The sequence below is a fragment of the Roseburia sp. TF10-5 genome (assembly GCF_003462365.1).
Taxonomy (GTDB): domain Bacteria; phylum Bacillota; class Clostridia; order Lachnospirales; family Lachnospiraceae; genus Roseburia; species Roseburia faecis.
Genome location: NZ_QTYW01000026.1, coordinates 12,712 through 37,863 on the forward strand (window position 1 = coordinate 12,712; position 25,152 = coordinate 37,863).

The window sequence follows — 25,152 nt, forward strand, 5'->3', positions numbered from 1 at the left end:
CCCGTTATTTTGCAGGATTGCTGCCGGTAGATTCTTTTGCCATCTTTAAAGCTTCCTGCTCTTCTTCTGCTAATGTAATAATTGAATTTCCGTCTATAATCTCTTTTATGTAAGTATAGCAGCCCTCTCTGCTGTGTACTGCATTGAGAACGAATCCATTATCTGACTCATTCAACATTGCAAGGGAAAAACTAAGCTTTCCACCCATCTCATTAAAAGCATCGTATTTTACCAGTCCGACCTTCTGAAATGTGAATTTCATATTGTCAAACATTTTTCTGATATTTTTCTCGTTTGCTTCATTTGCAGATATCAGTTTATCGACCTGAGACAAACGGGTTACCAAAGTTTCTTCCAATGATTTTGCATCTTTTCCCATCATGAATGCTTCATACTTTTTACGCAGTTTACTTGTCTTTGCCATATTCACAACGGTAAGTATAAATAAAATAACACAAAAAGCTGCTAATCCTAAAATAATATAATCGGAATCAAATCCTAAGTATTCTGATATCATATTTTTCTCCTGTTTCTATTTTCTTACATTCTGTTAAAATTTTAAATAGGCTTTTATCCCTATTTTTCTACATTTATTTTTGTATCGTCCGAATCATGTCAATAATCCGGTCAAGTTCATCCTGGGAATAATATTCAATCTCAAGTTTCCCTTTCTTCGCATCCTTATGGTTAATACATACCTTTGTTCCAAGAATGCCTTTCATCTGCTCTTCTAAATCATGATACACGGCTTCCAGTTTCGGGTCAATCTTCTCTTTTTCTTCTTTTTTCTTCTTTTTTTCATTCTGGAGACTTTTTACCAGTTTCTCCGTATCCCGCACACTCAATTTTTCATCAAAAATTTTCTGCGCAATGATATACTGCTGTTCCTGATCTTCAATTCCCAGAAGTGCGCGTGCATGTCCTGTTGTCAGCATCTCATCAATGACCATCTGCTGTACTTTTTCATTCAGTTTCAACAGCCGCATGGCATTTGTGACTGCTGTTCTGCTCTTGGAAACCCGCTCTGCTACCTCATCCTGCTTTAGATTAAATTCTGTCAGAAGCCGCTTAAAAGCCAGTGCTTCTTCAATTGGATTTAAATCTTCCCTCTGAATATTTTCTATCAGGGAAATCTCCATAATTTCCTGTCTGGTAAGTTTCTTGATAATCACAGGAATTTCTTTGATTCCGGCTATTTTTGCGGCTCTCCACCGGCGCTCCCCGGCGACAATCTCATAATAATCCTCCCTCTCCTGCACCAGAAGTGGCTGCAATACTCCATACTGTTTTATGGATTCTGCCAGTTCAAGCAATGCATCCTCATCGAATTTTTTTCTCGGCTGCTCCCTGTTTGGTTCTACCTTTGTGATATTCATCATGATAGCATCTGCCGCGTGCTCACTCTTTGGTGTTGGATTATTTTTTGAAGCTGCCGGTTTTGTATTCACCTTGTCTGTAATCAGAGAATCCAAACCTTTTCCCAATCCTTTTTTAACTGCCATTGTTACTCCCTTTCTTTTTACAAATCTTTACGACCCACGATTTCCTTTGCAAGCTTGCGGTAACTCTCTGCCCCCGCAGATTTGCTATCGTACATATTGATCGGAATTCCATAAGATGGTGCCTCTGCCAACCGAATATTTCTCGGAATCATTGTCTCATAAATTTTTGTATCCAGATTTTCTTTTACATTTTCTACAACCTGATTTGACAATTTCGTCCGGACATCATACATGGTAAATACAACGCCTTCCATCTGCAGATTGGGATTTAATCTCTCCTGTACAAGATTAATGGTATGTATCAACTGGCTCAGTCCTTCCAGTGCATAATACTCACACTGAATCGGGACAAGAACCGTATCTGCAGTTGTCATGGCATTTACCGTCAGCATATTTAAAGATGGCGGACAGTCAATCACAATGAAATCGTAATCATCACGGATATAGTCAACTGCTGTTTTTAATATATATTCTTTGTCATTTATTCCTAATAATTCTATTTCCGCACCTGCCAGATTTACATTGGATGGAATCAGACGCAGGCCTTTTACAACGGTATCCTGAATACTCTCATTGATGGAACATTCATCCAGCATCAGCTCATATACCGTATTCTCAACCTCGTTTTTATCCACGCCAAGTCCACTCGTCATGTTTCCCTGCGGATCTAAATCAATAGCAAGTACACGTTTGCCCATTTCAGCAATACTTGCTGCAAGATTTATCGATGTCGTTGTTTTACCGACCCCACCCTTTTGATTTGCAATTGCAATAATTCTTCCCATATTTTCCTCTTTTCTTTCTTATTCTCTGTATATAGAGTGTATTTTTATTTATCCTTTTTAATTTTTAAATGCAAAGGTTCTTCCCCATGTATTATTCTGTAAATTCCTTTGCGATACCGGATCAGCATAAGGACAGTTGCAATCAGTACACATACAAGTTCTATAGATTTTCCATGTATAAAATATACCGTTGGAATTGCAAGCGCAGGAATGACAACCGCGCCCAGCGGAAGCCATCCGGTAAGTAACACTACCATGCCTCCTATTATGCAACAGATTGCTCCCAGAACTCCAAATGTAAGTATCAGCCACGTACAGGTAACTGTAACACCTTTTCCACCTTTTCCTTTTCTCCACAGTGGATAATTATGTCCAAAAATCGCTCCAAATCCTGTATATAAAAAAATATCATGCCATGTTTTATCTAGAAATAACAGGTGACCAAGAATACCGGCTACAATAACTTTTAATATATCGCCAGCTAATACCAAAACACCTTCCTTTTTCCCGATATGTTCCATGACATTTGCCATCCCGGGATTTCCAGATCCTATTTTACTTACATCATTTCCTGTGGAATGTTTTACAACGAACGTTGCAGTTAGCATTGTTCCGTATAGATATCCCAAAATCAATAATATACTTTTATATATCATTACACATCTTCCTCTTATTTTCTATTACAGTATAACATAAAATCGATTAATCTCGAATAGTAATTATGTTGTTATTTTGCAGATTTTTATGTTTTTCTTTGAGCTTTTTTTGTGAAATGTTTCACGTGAAACATTTTTATTTTTTATTCTTTTTATTATAAACTGAATCGCAGCTTAAATGCGTAGATTGGAAATCTTTTTATATCTTCTTTTGGATTGATATACATAGTGTTACTTAAAAGACATTTTTTTCTATACGATAAATATACTCTGTCTCATATTAATTTAATGGAAGAAAGAACACATTCCTATTCCATAGGACGGAAGAAAGGACACATTCACTTTCTACACATAACGAAAGAAATTATAGACAAAGAAATAATATTTGCAAGACCTGTCTGTAAAAAATAAGATGTTAAATTTGATAGTCATAGCTTTCCCAAAAATATATTAATTAACGCTTTTTTATTTCCTCCTTTCTATGGTACAATGATAAAACACAATTACTGGAAGAAAATATGTTTAATAATATGATAAAAGGGTCACTAAGGTATGCATCGAATTGCATGCAGCATGCGTCGATAATATCTTTTGCCCCTTTTATTATATAAAGATGTTCAGAAAATGTATTTCATACAATTGCAAAAACACCAAAAGTAACTATATATGATATAGGTTTTGACACTGATACTCTCATAACATATTTGCACGTTTGTTACATATTTTCGAATCCTATAGGTTTTGATATCGGTACTCTCACAACGTGACTATATCTATATCTATTTATAAGGATATGGATTAGATATAATGATATGAGAGTCAAAAAACATTTTGCCCCTCATTTGAGATTAATCAGATTACTACATGCTTCGCATTCTCATAATCTGACCAGATCTTGAAATCCGTTAATTTACATGCTTGCATAGTAAATTGCTACTTTCTCAATTGTGGTGTGGGTCATTACGGTATCCATCAAATTGCATGCAAACATACATCAATCATACCTTATGACCTTTTAATCACATAATTTCATGGAAAAATTTTCAAGGAAACGATACTGATAAGTACCAAACATATCTCCGACACATCCCTGGGTATACCCATATCAGAAAGATTTTACAGAAGAATTACAAAATCTTGGAAATAATGCAGACACATTTACAAGGTATATAAGATACGACTATTCAGGAGATTAGCGAAACCTATAAAATATCAGAAGTATGAATACATTGTAGCAATTTACCCTCTGCACCATTTGACAGATAAAAAGATAATTATATTTATTCCGAAACGATGATAAAATTTTCCTCACCACTGATCTGATGATAAACAGAACATTATTTTATTCAGTAACTGCTTGATCTCTTAAATAAAAATTTAAAAGATATGATTAGTGATGTTACTTTAAAAATCGGGATGAACTGGATATGTAGGGAAAAGAAGGTAATAAATGGGACAACTATGAAATTTATTTTTTTACCGATGGGCTTAATAAGAAAGTATTTCCAAAACTTTCATTCATATTATGCTCTTATTGATCCGGTATTTTAAACATCCGGTCATTAATTTGTAAAACCGGAGCAAAATCATGCATATCATAAATTCACCGGGCAAACTTATATTTAAACTGCTCTCCAGCAAATTCTACTTATGAAAATAAAAAAGGATAATAAAATGTTTCACGTGAAACATTTTGTTATCCTTTTTTAAACGAAACTCTCTCGTTTCCCATTCTTTTTACAATTCAATTAAATTATTGCGAATAGCAAACACTGCAGCCTGCGTCCGATCTGTTACTTCTATCTTCTTAAAAATGTTAGATACATGGTTCTTAACGGTTCTCTCACTGATATTTAACTTTTCAGCAACTTCCTTATTATACATTCCAACTGCCAAAAGTTTCAAAACTTCCAATTCACGCTTTGTGAGGCTCTCTATCTTTCCTTCATCCCTGTTCTTTTCAATCATCTTGGAATTTAATGATGGAATAAGACTTGGCTGAATATAATTTTCTCCTTCTACGATGGAAAATATAGCTTTTTTCAATTCTGCGGATTCAGAATCTTTTAAAATATAGCCATCCACCCCTATATCGACCGCTTTCATCAGATATTCCACTTCATTATGAACGGTGAGAACCAAAACCTTTACCTTTGACTTTGAAGATTTAAGCGTCTGCAATACTTCCAGACCATTTTTTCTCGGCATATTAATATCAAGCAATAATACATCCGGTGTACAAATTTTTAACTTTTCCAGACAGTCAACACCATCTTCTGCTTCTGCAACTACCTGTATATCTCCTTCCAATTCCAGTAAACTTTTTAATCCCTCTCTAATCATGGAATGGTCATCTGCGATCATAATTTTAATTGCCATTTTTATAAGCCCTCCTTCATTTTTGGAATTGACACAATAATAGAACATCCCTTTCCAGGTGCAGATTCTATAGAAAGTGTTCCTGATAACAGATAGACCCTTTCTTTCATCATAGACAATCCGAATCCGGAATTATCATCCCTTGTCTCATCGGGAACTGCATGAACATCAAATCCCTTACCGTCATCTTTAATAACTAACACAATCTTCTTTGCTAAATAAGAAACTTTTACCTCCAGATAAGATGCCTGTGCATGCTTAACTGCATTATTACATGCCTCCTGAATGACCCGAAGCAATGTAATCTGAACAACACTGTTAATCGGATACGATGTACCTTCCGTATAATATCCACATTCTATTCTATGGAATCTCTGAAATCGATCCAATGCTCTTTCAACCGTAACGTCAAATCCAATGTCATCAAAAGACATGGGTCTTAAATCATAGATTAACCCTCTGGTATCCTCAATTATTTTACGGAGTGTCTGACCAATGGAAAATAGCTCTAATTTACATTTTACCGGATCTGATTCTATAATTTTTGAGCATAATTCCGTTTTATGTACAATTGCAGTCAGATTCTGTGTGGTAGAATCATGTAATTCTCGCGCTATTCTCTGACGCTCTGTTTCAACAGAACGAAGTAATGCCAGCCTGGTATCATAAGAATCTATATCCGCAGCCTCATGAATCTTTCTTTCAATCTCCGTTTCTTCCTTGATAACGCTGGTAATATCTGCAATTCGAAATTCATATTCCTGCATCTGATCTCTCAGACACATAATTTCATTTGATATCCTTTTTTGATCTGCCCGAAGTTCTTCCATCTTTTCTTTATGAAAAGAATTAAATTCTCTCGGGCTGAACGCTTCATACCCGGGATTTGTTTCCTTCTCTAAAACTTGAAGAAACTTTGTATTCTCTTTTACTTTATTTTCATATGAAGAAATCTGTTCTTCCAGAGAAACTTTGTGTTCTATATACTCCTGACGGATTTTTTCCAGATAATCTTTTACCATCTTATTCCTCAAACATATGTTCTGTTTTGTATTTTCAATATCAATAATATTATAAATCATTTTACGGGTAAAGAAAATAAAGAAATAAATATTGTTTGTAAAAAGACCCAAAAATGTCTATAATATATTTAAAATCAAACAAATTTTAAATACAAGGAGGATTTCCATGAAAAAAGGCACAAAAAAATTTCTTTTTTTGAGTGTTGCAACACTGGCAGGAATGTATGCATACAATCAGTTTGTTGCCTCCACTTCCACAAAAAAGAATATGCTCCCAACCAAAAACGGATCCTATTATTCCTGGAAACAGGGAAATGTTTTTTACACAAAAACTGGAACAGGAGATCCTGTTCTTCTTATTCATGACACAAATTCCGCTAGTTCATCTGTTGAGTGGTCAAAAATTTCAAAAAGACTTCAAAAGAAACATACGGTATATACCATGGATCTTCTGGGCTGCGGTCTCTCCGACAAACCAGGGCTGAGTTATACCAACTATATGTATGTCCAGCTGATCACTGCTTTTATCAAAGATATTATAAAATCCAAAACATCAGTTGTAGCTTCAAACTTCTCCTCCTCATTTGTAATTATGGCAAATCAACTGGATGCCTCCATCATTGACAAAATGATTTTTATTAATCCGGTTTCCTTCCATTCCATGGATGCCATGCCGGATCAGCAAAGTAAACTAAAGCAAACGATCATAAATCTTCCTTTGGTCGGAACCTTTATCTATAATTTGCTCATGAACCCGAAACGTATTGACCGTCAGTTCCGTTTTACCTATTACTGCAGACCTCAGCTGATTTCTTCCAAAACGAAAGATGCCTACTATGAAGCAGCCCATATGGACAACAGTAATGGAAAATACTTATACTCAAGTCTTCTTGGCAATTATATGAATATTGACCTTCGGCATGCTGTGAAAAAAATCACAAAACCTGTTTCTTTTATTATCAGCAGCGATATAAAAGCAAACTACAAAACAGCACAGGAATATCGTAAACTGAATTCTAACATAGACATCACCTATGTTTCCAATTGCAAATTGTATCCACAACTGGAGAATCCGGAAAAGGTTTACCAAATTATTGAAAACAAGTTATCCAATTAATTGGAAATGGACTGTACCTCAAAGGTACAGTCCATTTTTTATAACTCATCCATAAATGTGGATAACATCTTTTTTCCGCTCAAAGCAGTGGAAAAAAGCATAAATTACAAAGGATTTTTGGAGGGCATTCCGGCTTTTCTTGGATATTTTTTTGATGTACCGTTTGCCTTTGTTAAAGAAATGAATGCCCGCTGCGCCTCTCCAATAGAAAACTTATACACATCCTCCACTTTTCCTCCGAGAAGAAAAATAGCTGATTTTGCAGCTGCCACTTCATTTTCACACTCTCCCGATTTATAAGAAATAAACTTTCCACCCAACCGGACGAATGGAAGACAATATTCTGCAAGTGTGGATAAATTGGCAACCGCACGGGAAACACACAGATCAAACTGTTCTCTATATTCGGGCATGCGTGCCAGATCTTCTGCGCGGCCATGAACCGTATAGATCTCTGTCAGTCCTAACGCATCAATCACTTCATTCAAAAAAACAAGTCTCTTATTTAAAGAATCAGCCAGCACCACATTTAATTCCGGAAAAACAATTTTTAATGGGATTCCCGGAAACCCCGCACCAGTTCCAAGATCTATAACTTTTAACGGCTGATGAAGATCCACAACCTGTATCAGAGAAACACTATCTACAAAATGTTTCTCGACGACTTCATCAAAATCGGTAATGGCAGTCAGATTCATCACCTTATTTTTTTCGATGAGCATTTCATAATAAGTCATAAATTGCTGCAACTGCTTGTCTGATAATGAAATATTCATTTTTGCAAGCATAGACAGAAAATGGTCTGTATTATATTCCATAGAATCCTCCATTATTCTTGTTTTTCTTTGTGTTCATCCGGGTTTAACTTAAAAAATAAATCTGGATTTGAATATTTTAACTGTTCCAGATAGACCAGAAGAACAGAGATATCGGCTGGTGTGACACCCGAAATACGTGATGCCTGACCGATATTCAACGGCTGGAACTCATTCAGCTTCTGTTGTGCCTCGATTCGAAGTCCCGAAATTTCATTATAGTCAAATTTCTCCGGAAGTTTTTTCTTCTCCAGCTTTTTGAACTTCTCTACCTGCTTAATCTGTCTGCTGATATACCCATCATATTTGATCAGAATATTCACCTGCTCTGTTACCTCCGCAGGTAAATCCGGCCGGTCTGTATCAATTTCTGCCAGTTTATCATAATCAAGCTCCGGTCTGCGAATCAAATCAGAAAGCGTTGTACCGGTATGAAGCGGAATGCTTCCATATTGTTCCAGAACATTCTGTACTCTCGCATTCGCACCAAGCTTAACTTCATTCACGCGCTCAATTTCCTTTTTTATCAGTTCCTCTTTTTTGCAAACCCAGTCATACCGCTCCTGTGAAATCAGTCCAATTTCATATCCCTTTTTTGTCAGCCGCAAATCTGCATTGTCCTGACGCAAAAGTAAACGATATTCCGCTCGTGAAGTCATCATGCGGTAAGGTTCGCGGTTTTTCTTTGTGACAAGATCGTCAATCAAAACTCCGATATATGCTTCCGACCGGTCAAGAATCAGAGGATCTCTTCCCTTAATTTCCATTGCAGCATTGATTCCGGCAATCAATCCCTGACAGGCAGCCTCTTCATATCCGGAGCTTCCATTAAACTGACCGCCACTGAACAAACCTTTCATTGCCTTAAACTCGAGAGACGCATATAAATTGTTTGCGTCAATACAGTCATACTCTATCGCATATGCATTTCTTACAATTTTAACATGTTCCAGTCCCGGAAGTGTCCGGTACATTTCATGCTGAACATCCTCCGGCAGAGAAGATGACATTCCGCCCACATACATTTCATTTGTACTCAGTCCTTCCGGTTCAATGAAAATCTGATGCCGGTTTTTATCTGCAAATTTTACCACTTTATCTTCAATGGACGGACAGTATCTTGGTCCTGTTCCCTCAATGATTCCCGCATAAATCGGAGAACGGTCCAGATTGTTTCGGATAATTTCATGTGTCGTTTCATTTGTATAGGTCAGCCAGCAGGAAGCCTGCTCGATCTGCACATCCTCCGGATTCGTTGTGAAAGAAAACGGAACAACTCTTTCATCTCCAAACTGCTCTTCCATTTTTGAAAAATCAAGACTCCTTTTATCGACACGCGCCGGTGTTCCTGTTTTAAATCTTCTTGTCTGGATACCATGAGCAACCAGGGAATCTGTCAGATGGTTTGCAGCTGATAATCCATTTGGTCCCGTATGTGTAATCATTTCACCGGTTAAGCAGCGCGCTCTCAGATAAGTTCCCGTACAAAGAACAACTGCCTTACATCTGTAAACACCTCCGGAAACTGTACGCACTCCGGTAATTTTCTGTTCTTCTCCCTCATGATATTCATCTTCCGGGAAAAACTGGTCTTTATTTGTTAATATCTCTGCGACTTCCGCCTGTCTGATGGATAAATGATCCGTATTTTGCAGGGTTTTCCGCATTTCTTTTGTGTATTCCGCTTTATCAGCCTGTGCGCGGAGAGAATGTACAGCCGGTCCTTTCGATTTATTCAGCATTTTCGACTGGATAAATGTTTTATCAATATTTTTGCCCATCTCTCCACCAAGTGCATCAATTTCCCGAACCAGATGTCCCTTGGAACTTCCACCAATGTTCGGATTACATGGCATTAGTGCAATACTGTCCACACTTACCGTAAACATCATTGTTTCCAATCCGAGTCTGGCACATGCCAATGCTGCCTCACAACCTGCATGCCCGGCACCGACAACAACCACATCATATGTTTCTTCAATATAAGGAATATTTTTCTTACCCATTTTTTTACCTGCTACTTTCCCATACAAAACTTTGAAAAAATTTCATCCACCAGATCATCCTCGACAGCTTCCCCGATAATCTTACCCAGCTCTTCATACGCGCCCATCAGATCAATGGAATAAAAATCTTCAGGCATGTCATCCTCAATGCTTTGTGTTACCTGATGTAAATGATCAAGTGCTACCTGAAGTGACGTTTTCTGCCTCATGTTAATTGCATAAACTTCATCATTAAAAGTAACTTCACCCTGGAAAAACATATTCCGGATCGTTTCTTCCAATTCATCAATTCCCTGATGTTCTTTTGCAGAAATCGGAATAATCTTTTTATCCAGAATATGCTGTACCTCTTCCACTGTGACTTTTGTGTCCAGATCTGATTTGTTTAATAAAACAATTGCTTTTTTATCCTGCAACAGATCCATGATCTCATAATCACTTTCATCCAGCTCTGTCGATGCATCAATCACATAGATTACGAGATCCGCCTTCGATGCATATGTTCTCGCCCGATCCACACCGATTTTCTCCACTACATCTTCCGTATCCCGAATTCCAGCCGTATCCATGACGTTTAATGTAATTCCATTCAGGTTAATCTGCTCTTCCAGGACATCTCTGGTTGTTCCTGCAATTTCCGTTACAATTGCCCGTTCCTCTCCCACCAGAATATTCAACAGAGAAGACTTACCTGCATTGGGTTTACCCACAATTACAGTGTTGATACCTTCCTTCAGAAAACGCCCATTTTCAAAGGTTTTGAGGATTTTATCAATTTTTATAACCAAGTTATCCACAGTATTGTGTAAAGTTTGTGGATAATTATCCAGAGAAATATGTTCAGGGTCATCCAAGGCAGATTCTATAAAGGCAATTTCATGCAATATATCTGCCCGGATCTTCCGGATATCCACAAGAACTGCTCCCTGCAGCTGGGAAAGTGAACTTTTCAGTGCAAATTCGTTTTTTGCGTTGATAACATCAATAACGGATTCTGCCTGTGTCAGATCAATCCGGCCATTTAAAAATGCCCGTTTCGTAAATTCACCGGGTTCTGCCGGTCGTGCCCCATGTCTGATTACGGTTTCCAGAATTCTTTTCATAACATAGACACCGCCATGACAGTCAATTTCCACCGTGTCTTCTTTTGTGTAAGAATGTGGCGCCTTCATGAGTAAAACCATCACTTCATCCACCATCTCGTTATCGTCATAAATATATCCATAATGAATGGTATGACTTTCACATAAACTCAATTTTTTATGACCATATTTCGAACGATAAATCCGGTCAATAACCGGCAATGCGTCTTCTCCGCTGATCCGGATAATCCCAATTCCCGAAGGAGACATCGCGGTCGCAATTGCAGCAATTGTATCTGAATTCATAAGTCTCTCCAATTCCAAACAAAGGTGAATACCCAAAACTGGATATTCACCTTATTTTTTAACTCTATCAGTCAGTTCCTTATTTCTTTAATGTTACAACTACATGGCGATATGGTTCATCCCCTTCACTGTGTGTTGTAACATAACGATCATTCTGAAGTGCAGAATGAATGATCCGTCTCTCAAAAGGATTCATTGGTTCAAGAGAAACCGGGCGCTTGGTGCGCTTTACCTTGTACGCAATATTCTTTGCAAGATTCTCAAGTGTCTCTTTTCTTCTCTTTCTGTAATCTTCCGTATCAATCTTAACCTTATAATATTCATCGGAATGTTTGTTGATTGCAAGATTTGTCAGATACTGAAGAGAATCCAGCGTCTGTCCTCTCTTACCGATCAGAATTCCCATATCATCTCCCTTTAACTCTACTTCAATGATATGTTCTTCCTCATTTACTGCAACGAGAATTTCTACCTCCATCTTCATCGCATCGAAAATGGAAGATAAAAATTCAACAACATTCTCATCAATGGAAAATTTCTTACGAGCCTTAATTACTGCATTTTTACTTCCGATTCCAAGAAAACCGGTACTTCCTTTATCAAGAACCTCATACTCAAGCTGATCACTGGTTATTCCCAGCTGAACAGTAGCCTGTGTAATCGCGTCATCCACGTTTTTAGCAGAAATCTCAATAAACTCCATATAACTGCCCCCTCTTATTTACGATTGTTCTTTTCACTAAATTCTTTTACAAGATTTGCTTTCGCTGCCATACTTCCCGGCTTTGCATTTGCTTTCGCTGCATTTGCCTTTTCACGCTCCATCTCTATATTTGCAGAAGAAACATTTGCCTTCGACTGGATGGATCTGGTATTCATTGCCGCTGCCTGGCGGATGCGTTCCTCTGTAACACCCATCTTCTCACGTTTCTTCTTCACTTTTTCCTGATTCTTTGCAATAATATCCTCAAGATCTAAGTTCTCAATATGTTTATTGATAAAGAACTGCTGTACTGCACGACATAATGCACTGGCAACCCAGTAAATACCAAGACCAACCGGTGTCACGAAACAGAAAAACAAAGACATCAGAGGCATCATGGTATTCATAGTTTTCATCTGTCTTGCCATCTGATCATTATCCCCGCCTGCGGTAGCTGCGGTTGGCATCAACTTGATATTGATCACCTGTGTAATATAAGATAAAACCGGAATCAATACTGCAATAATCAACAACAGCCATGCATGACTTGCTATACTGCTCTTAATGATTGCCCACGGAGTATCTGAAATATTCAGTCCAAGAAAATAATTAAACTGGTTCATGTCATGGAGTGTAGAATTAAGGCTGTCACTCAGATTCGGAAACTGCTCAAAAATAGTTTTTCCTGCATCTGCTGTCTTCTCCCATGCAGTAGATGGAAGCTTGTACATAATATCGGTAACATAATTCGAAAGTGTAGTGCCGGTAGCAGCATTTAATTTATCTGCCACATTGTTTGCATTTAATCCACTGGACGTCACTGCATTAAAGTTTGTCATCAATGCAGTGAGTTTATCCACAAAACCATTGGTATTGATAATTCCGTCCACAAGACCGGTGTAAGAAGATCTCACACTGCTGATATATGCCGGAATATTATAAAATACACGATACAAAGCAAACAGAATCGGCATCTGGATAAGCATCTGGATACAGCTTCCGGATGGAGAAATACCATATTTCTGATATACAAGCTGTGTCTCCTGATTCATTGCCATCATGGCTTCCTGATCCTTGCGATTCTTATATTTATCACGAATCGCATTCAGTTCCGGCTGCATTTTCTGCGAAAGTTTCGAGAATTTCTGCTGCTGGATTGTCAATGGCAAAAGACACATATAGATCAAAATCGTCATGAGAACGATTGCAAGCGGTACACTGTTGATCGTACCACCGGAAATTTTTAAAACAATATCGTAAATTCCGCTCATGATCCATCCAAGAACCTTTGCAATCGGTCCGAGGAATTTTCCGGAATACGCTGTCAATTCAATCATGCCTGACATAAAAACCTCCATTTGGTTTATGGAACCGGGTCATATCCTCCCTTAGAAAAAGGATTACATCGCAAAATTCTCCAGGCAGCCAGTGCCCCACCCTTTATCGCACCATACTTTTGCACAGCTTCCAGTCCATAACAGGAACAGGTCGGATAATACGGACATTTCGTTGACTTCATGGGAGAAATATATCTCTGATAGAATTTAATACATGCAATAAGTAATTTTTTCAATAGAATTCCATCTTCTTTTCCATATTAATGTATTATTTTGTGAAGACCTCCAAGATGTTTCAGTGCGCTCGAAATCTGATGAAACGAAGCATCACGCGCTGTTCCTCTTGCGATGACTACAATGTCCAAACCACTATTGAACATGTCCTCCTGTAGCCGGTACCCCTCTCTGATCAGACGGGTCAAATGATGTCTTATAACACTATTTCCTACTTTTTTACTAACGGATATACCTAATCTGTTTTTGTCTGTGTGATTTTCCAGAACATACATAACCAATAAACGGTTTGCATATGAATTTCCTTTGTTATACACATTCTGAAAATCTTTACTTTTCTTTAATGATTCTGAGAACTTCATCTGAAACTATCCTCATAATAGAAGAAAAGACCACAATAATGTGGCCTAAGCTGATAATTTTTTTCTACCTTTTAATCTTCTAGCAGCCAATACTTTTCTTCCGCCTGCAGTACTCATTCTGCTTCTGAAACCATGAACTCTGGCTCTCTGTCTTTTTTTTGGTTGGAATGTCATCTTCATTTCGTATCCACCTCCTCTACGTTAAAAAACATCACTTAGCATTATATCAGAAAAACGCTACAAGTCAAGTAAAATCAAGGTTTTTTCCTAATTTAATGTTATAAACACTACATATAATAAGGAAGAAAAGCAGTCCACTATATATAGTATCCACGCTTTTCCACGAAATAATAAGTTATCCACAATTTGGGGATAACTTGTGGATAAACTGTCAATACCTCTTGGATAACTCTGTTTCCATCAACATCCATACCATACCTCCATATCCCTGAAACGCATTATTTCGCCTTTTATCCATATGTTTATATGTTAGTTTTGAAAAATATAAAAGGACGTCTAAAAAGTTGATTCTATACCGAAAATGGTGTATTATAGATAGGAATAGGATTATGGGATAGTATCCTTTTTTATAAGAATAATGTGGAGAAAAGCAGATGGATAAGATTATTGAAAAATGGGATGAAATTTTAAATACGGTAAAACAGGAGTACGAAATCAGTGATGTCTCCTTCGATACATGGATTCGTCCCTTAGAAATCTTTGCCATTGAGGGAAATACTCTCTATATCCTGGTTCCTTCCGAACAGATGGCTTTAAGCTATATTTCCAAGAAGTACCTTGCACCACTTCGCGTTGCGATCGTGGAAATTACAGAAATTGAATATGAAATCAAATTCATCCTTCCGGAAGAAGCCAGGACGCTGAAATTAAACACAAAACCAGCAAAAGCTACACCTGCCGTAACCGCAGATGAATCTAATCTTAATCCAAATTATACATTTGATACATTTGTCGTTGGTAATAATAACCGTTTTGCACATTCGGCTTCCCTTGCAGTCGCAGAATCTCCTGGAGAAGCATATAATCCGCTTTACATTTACGGCGGTCCGGGACTGGGAAAAACCCATCTTATGCACTCCATCGGGCACTTTATTTTAAACCAGAATCCGAATGCCAAGGTTATCTACGTTACATCCGAAGAATTTACGAATGAAGTAATTGAATCCATTCGAAACGGTAATGCTTCATCCATGACAAAATTTCGTGACAAATACCGGAAAGTGGATGTCCTTATGATTGACGATATCCAGTTTATCATCGGAAAAGAAAGTACACAGGAAGAGTTTTTCCACACATTCAACGCACTCCAGACACAGGGAAAACAGATTATACTGACATCCGATAAACCACCAAAAGAAATGGAAACCCTTGAAGAGCGTATCCGTTCCCGTTTTGAGTGGGGACTGATGGCAGATATCGGAGTGCCGGATTATGAAACACGTATGGCTATTCTCCGGAAAAAAGCCGAATCGGATAACTTTGACATTGATGATGAAGTATTAAGCTACATTGCAAACAACATTAAATCAAACGTGCGTGAACTTGAAGGAGCATTAAATAAACTTCTTGCTTATAACAATCTTGTCCACATTCCAATTACCATGGATATTGCAGAAAAGGAACTTTCCAACATTATCACGCCGGACAAGCCACGGGAAATCACACCACAGCTCATTATTGAAGTTGTTTCTGAACATTATCACATCTCTGTAGATCAGATGATTTCAAAGACAAGAAGCAGTGATGTTGCAAAACCACGCCAGATTGCTATGTATTTATGCAAAAATATGACCGAAAGCCCATTAGATACCATCGGTTCTTTGCTTGGCGGACGCGATCATTCCACAATTATCCACGGTATCAAGAAAGTTACCGAAGAATACGAAAAAAACGAAACTACAAGAAATATGATTGAAACCATCAAAAAGAAAATAAATCCAAACTAAATGAGTTTCTTCCTATTATAATGTGGTTTTATTTGCTTTTTTTAATTTCAACTTATTCACGTTTATCCACAGTGGATGGATTGTGCATGAGGTTCTTAACGTAAATCTCCTAAAATTTGTTCCACAGACTTACTTTAAGTATCCTCACGCCTTTCACATGCTTTCAAGCCGGTTATCAAACGCCGGAAACCGCTTAACATCTAACATGAAGGGGCTTATTCACATATTAACAGCCCCTATTAAGACTAAGACGAATGTCTTAATATATTTTTATTTATACCAGGAGGGAGTTTTTCATGAAACTGATCTGTTCTAAATCAAATTTATTGCGCGGAGTAAATATCGTATCCAAAGCTGTTCCTACCCGTACAACTATGGCAATACTCGAATGTATTCTTATCGATGCTTCTACGAATGAAATTAAATTAATGGCAAACGATATGGAACTAGGAATCGAAACCCGCGTAGAAGGAGAAATTGCGGAACGTGGAGTTATTGCACTGGATGCAAAAATCTTTTCTGAAATTGTACGCAAACTTCCAGACAGTGATGTTATGATTGAAACAGATGCCTCTTTTAAGACAGTTATCTCCTGTGAAAAAGCAAAATTCAATATTATAGGAAAATCCGGAGACGATTTTTCATATCTTCCATACATTGAAAAAAATGATGCAATCGTGATTTCCCAGTTCACACTGAAGGAAGTGATCAGACAAACAATCTTTTCCATTGCTGATAACGACAATAACAAACTTATGACAGGTGAACTGTTTGAAATTAATGAGAATGAACTGAAAGTTGTTTCTCTTGATGGTCATCGTATCTCCATTCGTAATATAGAACTTAAGAATAATTACGAAAATAAAAAGGTTGTCGTTCCTGGAAAAACATTACAGGAAATCAGCAAAATTGTTCCAGGTGGAGTTGATGATGATGTACTCATCTACCTGACGGACAACCATATCGTTTTTGAATTTGATACTACTACGGTTGTATCCCGTCTGATCGAAGGAGAATATTTCCGCATTGATCAGATGCTCTCATCTGCTTATGAAACGAAAGTTATAGTCAATAAAAAAGAATTACTTGATTGTATTGATCGTGCTACTCTTCTTGTCAAAGAAGGTGACAAAAAGCCGATCATTATGAATATCACAGATGGAAGTATGGAGTTAAAAATCAATTCTTTCATCGGCTCCATGAATGAAGATATCGATATCGAGAAAGAAGGAAAAGACATCCTGATTGGATTTAATCCAAAATTCTTCATTGATGCATTGCGTGTTATCGATGAAGAAAATGTAAGTCTTTATATGGTAAACCCAAAAGCTCCATGTTTTATCAAAGATGATGAAGGAAAATTCATTTATCTTATTCTTCCTGTTAACTTTAACAATGCTGCAAATTAGGAGATTACATGATTACAGTAAATATCCGTGAAGAAGACGAATTTATCAAACTTGGACAAGCGTTGAAAAAAGCCGGAGTTGTTGGTTCCGGTGTGGATGCCAAAATGGTTATTTTAGATGGGCAGGTTTCGGTAAACGGTCAGACAGAACTTCAACGAGGAAAAAAATTACATAATGGGGATGTTGTTACCTTTCAGGGTGAAACAATTCAGATAGTTCAATGATCATAAAATCAATCGAGCTGCGAAATTTTCGAAATTATGAAAATCTGGATATTCACCTGGATGAAGGAACCAATATTCTTTACGGAGACAATGCACAGGGGAAAACCAATATTCTCGAAGCTGCTTATCTGAGTGGTACAACAAAATCCCACAAAGGAAGCCGTGATAAAGAGATGATTCGGTTTGGTGAGAAAGAATCACATATTCGTACTGTCGTACAGAAAAAAGAAAAAGAGTACCAGATTGATATGCATCTTAGAAAAAGTGGATCAAAAGGCGTGGCTGTGAATAAGATTCCGATCAAAAAGGCAAGTGAGTTGTTTGGAATACTCAATATCGTTTTCTTTTCGCCCGAAGATTTAAATATTATAAAAAACGGACCTGCGGAGAGAAGAAGATTTATTGATTTAGAACTCTGTCAGTTGGATAAACTATATTTGTCAGATTTATCCAGTTTCAACAAAGTGTTGAATCAGAGAAACAAATTGTTGAAAGATATTTCTTTTCGCCCGGACCTTGTGGATACTCTTCCGGTGTGGGATATGCAGTTACTGGAGTATGGAACAAGAATCATCCGGAAACGAAAAGAATTTGTGGAGGAACTGAATGAAATTATTTCGGAAATCCATTCTAAAATTTCCGGTGGCAGGGAACATCTGGTATTAAAGTATGAGCCAAATATTACCGCTGATCTTTTTGCGGATGAATTGCTGCGGGCACAGAACCGGGATCTGAAACTCTGCCAGACAACGACAGGACCACACAGGGATGACATGCTGTTTTCCGTTGATGATGTGGATATCCGTAAGTTTGGGTCTCAGGGACAGCAGCGTACTTCAGCACTTTCTTTGAAATTGTCGGAGATTGATCTGGTCAGGAGATCCATTCATGATACTCCGGTGTTGCTGCTGGATGACGTGCTATCGGAACTTGACAGTAACCGGCAGAATTATCTGCTGAACAGTATTGCTAAAATACAGACTGTCATTACCTGTACAGGGTTGGAGGAATTTGTAAAGAACCGTTTTTGTATCAACAAAATTTTCCAGGTGATAAACGGAAATGTTTATGAAAAGGAATCGGTTGAAGAGATATAAAGGAAAGGTTCATCCGTTGGATGAGGAGGAAATTGATGAGCGAATTAACAAATAATAATCAGGAATATGGCGCAGATCAGATTCAGATTCTTGAAGGACTCGAAGCGGTCAGAAAGAGACCTGGAATGTACATCGGAAGTACATCTGCACGCGGACTGCATCATCTGGTCTATGAGATTGTTGATAATGCGGTAGATGAAGCACTTGCCGGTTATTGTAAAAACATTGAGGTGACCATAGAAAAAGATAATTCCATAACCGTTGAAGATGATGGACGTGGAATTCCTGTTGGAATGAATCACAAAGCCGGTGTGTCTGCACTGGAAGTTGTGTTTACTGTTCTGCATGCGGGTGGAAAGTTTGGCGGCGGAGGATACAAAGTATCCGGAGGACTGCATGGAGTAGGTGCTTCTGTTGTTAATGCCCTCTCCGCCTGGTTAACGGTTGAAGTATATCACGACGGAAAAGTGTATATGCAAAGTTACAAGAGAGGAAAAGCAGATGGGCCGGTAGCGGCAGTCCGGGACTGTGATCCACAACTTCACGGTACAAAGGTTCATTTTCTGCCGGATGCGGAAATCTTTGAAGAAACCGTATATGATTACAACACGCTCAAACAGCGTTTAAGAGAAACTGCTTTTCTGACAAAAGGATTATGCATTACATTAAAAGACACGAGGGAAGATAGTCTGCATAATCATAAATTCCACTATGCCGGTGGAATCAAGGAATTTGTGGAATATTTAAACCGCGGAAAAGAACCGTTATATCCGGAAGTTATTTACTGTGAGGGAAATCGTGACGGAGTTTACGTGGAAGTTGCAATGCAGCATAATGATTCTTTTAACGATTCCACGTTTAGTTTTGTTAACAACATCATTACGCCGGAAGGTGGAACACATCTTGCCGGTTTTCGAAATGCGTTGACAAAGACGTTTAATTCGTATGCGCGGGAAGCAAAAATTTTAAAAGACAGCGATGCGGCACTTACCGGAGATGATATCCGTGAAGGATTGACAGCAATTATCAGTATCAAAATTGAAGAGCCACAGTTTGAAGGACAGACCAAACAGAAACTCGGAAACAGTGAGGCACGTGGTGCTGTAGATTCTGTGGTTACGGAACAGCTGACGTATTTTCTGGAGCAGAATCCGGATGTGGCCAAAAATATCTGTGAAAAATCGCTGCTGGCCCAGCGTGCCAGAGAGGCAGCCCGGAAAGCACGTGATCTGACAAGAAGAAAGACAGCACTTGAGGGTACTGCCCTTCCGGGAAAACTTGCGGATTGTTCCGACAAAAATCCAAAAAATTGTGAAATCTTTATCGTTGAGGGAGATTCCGCCGGTGGTTCTGCAAAAACTGCAAGAAGCCGTGCAACACAGGCAATTCTCCCGCTTCGCGGAAAAATTTTAAATGTGGAGAAGGCAAGACTCGACCGTATTTATGATAATGCCGAGATCAAGGCAATGATCACGGCGTTCGGTACCGGAATTCATGAAGATTTTGATATATCCAAGCTGCGTTATAACAAAATTATTATTATGACAGATGCCGATGTGGACGGTGCACATATTGCAACACTCATGCTGACATTTTTGTATCGTTTTATGCCGGAGCTTATTAAGCAGGGACATGTTTATCTTGCTACCCCGCCGCTTTACAAAATTGAGAAAAACAAAAATGTCTGGTATGCATACAGTGATGAAGAATTAAACAATATTCTTGTGGAAATCGGGCGCGATCAGAATAATAAGATCCAGCGTTACAAAGGACTTGGTGAGATGGATGCGGAACAGTTATGGGAAACCACCATGGATCCGGAGCACCGGATTTTAAAACAGGTTATGATGGATGACGAAAGTTCATCGGAAATTGACGTAACATTCACGACTCTGATGGGTGATAAAGTAGAGCCGAGACGGGAATTTATAGAAGAAAATGCCAAGTATGTACAGAATCTTGATATTTAGGGAGGAGCAGATCAGTGGACGATAAAATATTTGACCAAATTCAACAGGTTGACCTGAAGAAAACGATGGAAACCTCCTACATCGACTACGCGATGAGCGTTATCGCAAGCCGTGCGCTTCCGGATGTCAGGGATGGATTAAAGCCGGTACAGCGGCGTGTCCTGTATTCCATGATCGAACTGAGTAATACACCGGACAAGCCACATCGTAAATGTGCGCGTATTGTCGGGGATACGATGGGTAAATACCATCCGCACGGGGACAGCTCCATTTACGGGGCACTTGTCAACATGGCACAGCCATGGTCGACCAGATATCCACTTGTCGACGGACATGGTAACTTTGGTTCTGTGGATGGAGACGGTGCTGCCGCCATGCGATACACAGAGGCAAGGCTTTCAAAAATTTCCATGCAGATGATTCGGGACATCAACAAAGATACCGTTGACTTTACCCCGAACTTTGATGAAACAGAAAAAGAACCTACCGTACTTCCGGCGCGCTACCCGAACCTTCTGGTAAACGGAACGACAGGTATTGCGGTCGGTATGGCAACAAATATTCCTCCTCACAATCTGCGGGATGTCATTCATGCCGTTGTGAAATTAATTGACAACGATATTGAGGAGAAAGAGACCGACATTGATGAATTAATCAACATCATCAAGGGACCAGATTTTCCAACCGGAGGTGTGATCCTGGGTACTGCCGGTATCAATGAGGCATACCGGACCGGCCGTGGTAAAATCCGTGTACGCGCTGTGACAGATATTGAACCGATGGATAACGGAAAAAACCGTATTGTTGTCACCGAACTTCCGTATCTGGTCAACAAAGCCAGACTGATTGAAAAAATTGCAGAACTGCACAAAGATAAAAGAATTGATGGAATTACAGATCTTCGGGACGAGTCTGATCGCGAAGGCATGCGCATTGTTATTGAGCTTCGAAGAGATGTAAATCCAAGTGTTGTTTTGAATTTATTATATAAACACACACAGATGCAGGATACATTTGGCGTTATCAACCTTGCGCTTGTGGATAACCAGCCAAAAATTCTGAATTTATATGAATTACTTAACTATTATCTCATTCACCAGAAAGAGGTTATCACAAGACGTACCAGATTTGACCTGAACAAGGCGGAAGAACGTGCGCATATTTTACAGGGATTGATCATTGCATTAGACAACATTGATGAAGTGATTTCCATTATTCGCGGAAGCCGTACAACTGCAGACGCAAAGAATTCCCTGATGGAGAGGTTTGGATTATCCGATGCACAGGCACAGGCAATTGTTGATATGCGTCTGAAGACCCTGACCGGTTTGGAACGGGAGAAACTCGAAAACGAGTATAAAGACCTCATGGCACAGATCACGGAACTCAAGGCAATTCTTGCAGATGAGAAAAAGCTTCTTGCAGTTATCCGCACAGAAATTCTGGAAATTGCAGATAAATATGGCGATGACAGAAGAACCCAGATCGGATACGATGAGTTTGATATTTCCATGGAAGATCTGATTCCGGAAACCAATACGGTTATTACCATGACAAAGGTTGGCTATATCAAGCGCATGGGAACCGATAATTTCAAAAGCCAGCACCGTGGAGGCAAGGGAATTAAGGGAATGGAGACCATTCAGGATGATTATATCGTGGAAATGCTTATGACAACCTCCCACCATTACCTGATGTTCTTTACCAATATGGGACGTGTGTACCGGATTAAGGCATATGAAATTCCGGAAGCCAGTCGTACTTCTCGTGGAACTGCAATTATCAATATCATTCCGTTACAGCCGGATGAAAAGATTACCGCAATGATTCCAATCAAGGATTATGAGAAGGATAAATATCTGTTTATGGCAACCAAAAACGGAATAGTGAAAAAAACTTCCGTGCTGGACTATGAAAACATCCGGAAAACAGGATTGGCAGCGATCAGTCTGCGCGATGATGATGAATTGATCGAAGTAAAAATTACCGGGGATGATGAAGAAATTCTGTTATTTACCCGGTATGGACAGTGTATCCGGTTTAAGGAAGCCGATGTCCGTGCAACCGGTCGTACGACAATGGGAGTCATTGGAATGAACCTTACTGCCGGAGATGAAGTAATCGCCATGCAGATGGCTTCCCAGGGAGAGTCCGTCATGATCGTATCGGAAAAAGGTCTTGGAAAATGTACACGGATCAATGAGTTTACAACACAAAACCGCGGTGGAAAAGGTGTAAAATGCTATAAAATCACAGAAAAATCCGGAAATCTGATCGGAGTGAAATCTGTCGTAAAAGATGATGAACTGATGTTGATTACAACAGAAGGAATCATCATTCGAATTCGCGTAAATGATACGGCATTACTGGGACGTGTAACCTCAGGTGTAAAACTGATTGATCTCAAAAGTGGTGTGACGGTTGCAAGCATTGCAAGAGTCGTAGAAGATAAATCACTGATGCCACCGGAAGAGGAAGCAACAGAAGAAAATGAGACGGAAGGTGATCCATCATGATTCGGACCATACAGACAGAAGAAATCACAAGAAATATAAAAGAAATGTGCATTGAAGCGAATCATTTTCTTGCGGAAGATATGGAACATGCCATGAAAAAGGCTGCAGAAGAAGAAAAATCCGAACTTGGAAAAAAAATTCTTCTGCAGCTGCAGGAAAATCTTAAAATTGCGGGAGAAGAAATGATTCCTATCTGTCAGGATACCGGAATGGCTGTATTTTTTGTAGAAATCGGTCAGGACGTGCATTTTGAAGGGCAATGGCTGGAAGATGCAATTAATGAAGGTGTGCGTCAGGGTTATACGGAAGGGTATCTCCGTAAATCCGTTGTAGCTGACCCGATTCTTCGTGAAAACACGAAAGATAATACACCGGCAATTATCCACTATTCGATTGTTCCCGGAGATAAGGTGACGATTACATTTGCTCCGAAGGGATTTGGAAGTGAAAATATGAGCCGTATTTTCATGTTAAAACCTGCGGATGGAATAGACGGAGTAAAAAATGCGATTCTTACTGCCGTAAAAGATGCAGGACCAAATGCGTGTCCTCCAATGGTCGTTGGTGTTGGAGTTGGCGGAACATTTGAAAAATGTGCAGTTCTGGCCAAAAAAGCACTGACAAGACCGGTAAATGAACATTCTGAGATTCCTTATGTTGCAGATCTGGAAAAAGAAATGCTGGAAAAAATCAATAAGCTTGGCATTGGACCGGGAGGATTAGGTGGAACCACTACCGCCCTTGCTGTTAATATAAATACTTATCCGACACATATTGCAGGGCTTCCTGTGGCGGTTAATATCTGTTGCCATGTAAATCGTCATGCAGTCAGAACGATATAAGGAGGAACAGGTATGGATCAGCATATTACAACACCCATCACAGAAGAAGTGACAAAAAAACTTCATTCCGGGGATTATGTATACATCACAGGGACAATCTATGTAGCAAGGGATGCCGCACATAAGAGGATGATAGAAGCATTGGATCGGGGAGAGCAATTACCGATTGATATCAAAGATGCAACGATATATTATATGGGCCCTTCTCCTGCCCGTGAAGGACGTCCGATTGGATCTGCGGGACCAACTACAGCCACTCGTATGGATAAGTATGCCCCTACCCTGCTTGATCTTGGTGAAAAAGCAATGATTGGCAAGGGAAAGAGATCAAAAGAGGTTATAAACGCTATTATCCGCAATCATGCAGTCTATTTTGCAGCAGTAGGTGGAGCAGGTGCTCTGCTCTCAAAGTGTATCAGAAAATCCGAGATTGTATGTTATGAAGATCTTGGTGCAGAAGCAATCCGAAAGTTATATGTAGAGAATTTTCCGGCCATTGTAGTAATCGATCAGGATGGAAATAATCTATATGAGACGTCAATTAAGAAATTTGCATCAGAAATATAATAAAAATTAAAAAAGAGGTTGACAAAAAGGACTGTTTTTAGTAGAATAAACAATGCGTCACGTAAGGACGTAATTTTATATAGAAAATATCTGGAGAAGTACTCAAGTGGCCGAAGAGGTGCCCCTGCTAAGGGTATAGGTCGGGTTGACCGGCGCGAGGGTTCAAATCCCTCCTTCTCCGCTCTATATTTTCTAAATAAAATGAAAAAAGTTGTTGACAAACAATGACAAACATGATAAGATATCAGAGTTGT

23 protein-coding genes and 1 tRNA gene are annotated in these 25,152 nt (G+C 38.9%); 10 read left to right on the forward strand and 14 right to left on the reverse strand.

Going from position 1 to position 25,152, the window contains the following annotated elements:
• Window positions 1-4: 4 nt before the first annotated feature.
• The 6 genes from DXD06_RS15850 to DXD06_RS15875 form a co-directional block, all read right to left on the reverse strand.
• Window positions 5-517 (reverse strand): DUF4446 family protein, encoded by a 513-nt coding sequence (locus DXD06_RS15850; RefSeq protein WP_022045004.1) that lies wholly within the window; start codon window positions 515-517, stop codon window positions 5-7.
• A 73-nt stretch (window positions 518-590) separates the two neighbouring features.
• Window positions 591-1,502, reverse strand: a complete 912-nt coding sequence (locus DXD06_RS15855; RefSeq protein WP_022045005.1) for a ParB/RepB/Spo0J family partition protein — start codon at window positions 1,500-1,502, stop codon at window positions 591-593.
• A gap of 17 nt (window positions 1,503-1,519) precedes the next feature.
• Window positions 1,520-2,287 (reverse strand): ParA family protein, encoded by a 768-nt coding sequence (locus tag DXD06_RS15860; RefSeq protein WP_022045006.1) that lies wholly within the window; start codon window positions 2,285-2,287, stop codon window positions 1,520-1,522.
• 44 nt (window positions 2,288-2,331) lie between these two features.
• A complete protein-coding gene (locus DXD06_RS15865) occupies window positions 2,332-2,943 on the reverse strand; it encodes a glycerol-3-phosphate acyltransferase (protein WP_117833074.1) in 612 nt (203 codons plus the stop codon).
• Window positions 2,944-4,680: 1,737 nt separating this feature from the next.
• Entirely contained in the window at window positions 4,681-5,322 is a 642-nt protein-coding gene (locus tag DXD06_RS15870; protein WP_022044935.1) for a response regulator, read from the reverse strand.
• Between the two features lie 2 nt (window positions 5,323-5,324).
• On the reverse strand, window positions 5,325-6,344 hold the full coding sequence (locus DXD06_RS15875) for a sensor histidine kinase (protein WP_117833075.1): 1,020 nt from the start codon (window positions 6,342-6,344) through the stop codon (window positions 5,325-5,327).
• A 166-nt stretch (window positions 6,345-6,510) separates the two neighbouring features.
• Here DXD06_RS15875 and DXD06_RS15880 point away from each other — a divergent pair, with 166 nt between their 5' ends.
• Window positions 6,511-7,461 carry an alpha/beta fold hydrolase gene (locus tag DXD06_RS15880; protein ID WP_117833077.1) on the forward strand — a complete coding sequence of 317 codons (951 nt, stop codon included), beginning with the start codon at window positions 6,511-6,513 and terminating at the stop codon, window positions 7,459-7,461.
• A 104-nt stretch (window positions 7,462-7,565) separates the two neighbouring features.
• Here the strand turns inward: DXD06_RS15880 and rsmG are convergent, their stop codons facing one another.
• The 8 genes from rsmG to rpmH all read right to left on the reverse strand — a co-directional run bounded on the left by rsmG (window position 7,566) and on the right by rpmH (window position 14,486).
• Complete coding sequence (gene rsmG / locus DXD06_RS15885) at window positions 7,566-8,279, reverse strand: 16S rRNA (guanine(527)-N(7))-methyltransferase RsmG (protein WP_117833079.1); 714 nt, start codon at window positions 8,277-8,279, stop codon at window positions 7,566-7,568.
• Window positions 8,280-8,290: 11 nt separating this feature from the next.
• A complete protein-coding gene (gene mnmG / locus DXD06_RS15890) occupies window positions 8,291-10,282 on the reverse strand; it encodes a tRNA uridine-5-carboxymethylaminomethyl(34) synthesis enzyme MnmG (protein ID WP_055067715.1) in 1,992 nt (663 codons plus the stop codon).
• Window positions 10,283-10,293: 11 nt separating this feature from the next.
• Window positions 10,294-11,670, reverse strand: coding sequence for a tRNA uridine-5-carboxymethylaminomethyl(34) synthesis GTPase MnmE (gene mnmE / locus DXD06_RS15895; RefSeq protein ID WP_117833081.1), 1,377 nt, complete (start codon window positions 11,668-11,670; stop codon window positions 10,294-10,296).
• Window positions 11,671-11,749: 79 nt separating this feature from the next.
• Window positions 11,750-12,373, reverse strand: coding sequence for an RNA-binding cell elongation regulator Jag/EloR (gene jag / locus DXD06_RS15900; RefSeq protein ID WP_022044929.1), 624 nt, complete (start codon window positions 12,371-12,373; stop codon window positions 11,750-11,752).
• Between the two features lie 14 nt (window positions 12,374-12,387).
• A complete protein-coding gene (locus DXD06_RS15905) occupies window positions 12,388-13,719 on the reverse strand; it encodes a YidC/Oxa1 family membrane protein insertase (RefSeq protein WP_117833083.1) in 1,332 nt (443 codons plus the stop codon).
• Between the two features lie 17 nt (window positions 13,720-13,736).
• Complete coding sequence (gene yidD, locus DXD06_RS15910; protein ID WP_055067718.1) at window positions 13,737-13,946, reverse strand: membrane protein insertion efficiency factor YidD; 210 nt, start codon at window positions 13,944-13,946, stop codon at window positions 13,737-13,739.
• A gap of 24 nt (window positions 13,947-13,970) precedes the next feature.
• A complete protein-coding gene (rnpA, locus tag DXD06_RS15915) occupies window positions 13,971-14,306 on the reverse strand; it encodes a ribonuclease P protein component (protein ID WP_022044927.1) in 336 nt (111 codons plus the stop codon).
• 45 nt (window positions 14,307-14,351) lie between these two features.
• A complete protein-coding gene (gene rpmH, locus DXD06_RS15920; protein ID WP_055067720.1) occupies window positions 14,352-14,486 on the reverse strand; it encodes a 50S ribosomal protein L34 in 135 nt (44 codons plus the stop codon).
• Window positions 14,487-14,920: 434 nt separating this feature from the next.
• On the opposite strand from rpmH, the gene dnaA reads away from it, so the two are divergent.
• From dnaA to DXD06_RS15965, 9 genes are all read left to right on the forward strand, one after another.
• A complete protein-coding gene (gene dnaA, locus DXD06_RS15925; RefSeq protein ID WP_117833085.1) occupies window positions 14,921-16,273 on the forward strand; it encodes a chromosomal replication initiator protein DnaA in 1,353 nt (450 codons plus the stop codon).
• A 296-nt stretch (window positions 16,274-16,569) separates the two neighbouring features.
• Complete coding sequence (gene dnaN / locus DXD06_RS15930) at window positions 16,570-17,682, forward strand: DNA polymerase III subunit beta (RefSeq protein WP_117833087.1); 1,113 nt, start codon at window positions 16,570-16,572, stop codon at window positions 17,680-17,682.
• Between the two features lie 8 nt (window positions 17,683-17,690).
• On the forward strand, window positions 17,691-17,906 hold the full coding sequence (locus tag DXD06_RS15935) for an RNA-binding S4 domain-containing protein (RefSeq protein WP_022044924.1): 216 nt from the start codon (window positions 17,691-17,693) through the stop codon (window positions 17,904-17,906).
• The gene (gene recF / locus DXD06_RS15940) at window positions 17,903-19,003 is read left to right on the forward strand and encodes a DNA replication/repair protein RecF (RefSeq protein ID WP_055067721.1); all 1,101 of its coding nucleotides are present in this window, start codon (window positions 17,903-17,905) and stop codon (window positions 19,001-19,003) included. The genes DXD06_RS15935 and recF overlap by 4 nt, the downstream gene beginning before the upstream one ends.
• Before the next feature lie 35 nt (window positions 19,004-19,038).
• Complete coding sequence (gene gyrB, locus DXD06_RS15945; RefSeq protein ID WP_022044922.1) at window positions 19,039-20,973, forward strand: DNA topoisomerase (ATP-hydrolyzing) subunit B; 1,935 nt, start codon at window positions 19,039-19,041, stop codon at window positions 20,971-20,973.
• Window positions 20,974-20,987: 14 nt separating this feature from the next.
• The gene (gene gyrA / locus DXD06_RS15950; protein WP_022044921.1) at window positions 20,988-23,489 is read left to right on the forward strand and encodes a DNA gyrase subunit A; all 2,502 of its coding nucleotides are present in this window, start codon (window positions 20,988-20,990) and stop codon (window positions 23,487-23,489) included.
• Entirely contained in the window at window positions 23,486-24,331 is an 846-nt protein-coding gene (locus DXD06_RS15955) for a fumarate hydratase (RefSeq protein WP_117833089.1), read from the forward strand. The genes gyrA and DXD06_RS15955 overlap by 4 nt, the downstream gene beginning before the upstream one ends.
• A 12-nt stretch (window positions 24,332-24,343) precedes the next feature.
• Window positions 24,344-24,898 (forward strand): Fe-S-containing hydro-lyase, encoded by a 555-nt coding sequence (locus DXD06_RS15960; RefSeq protein WP_117833090.1) that lies wholly within the window; start codon window positions 24,344-24,346, stop codon window positions 24,896-24,898.
• A gap of 92 nt (window positions 24,899-24,990) precedes the next feature.
• Window positions 24,991-25,079, forward strand: a tRNA-Ser gene (locus DXD06_RS15965).
• Window positions 25,080-25,152 lie beyond the last annotated feature (73 nt).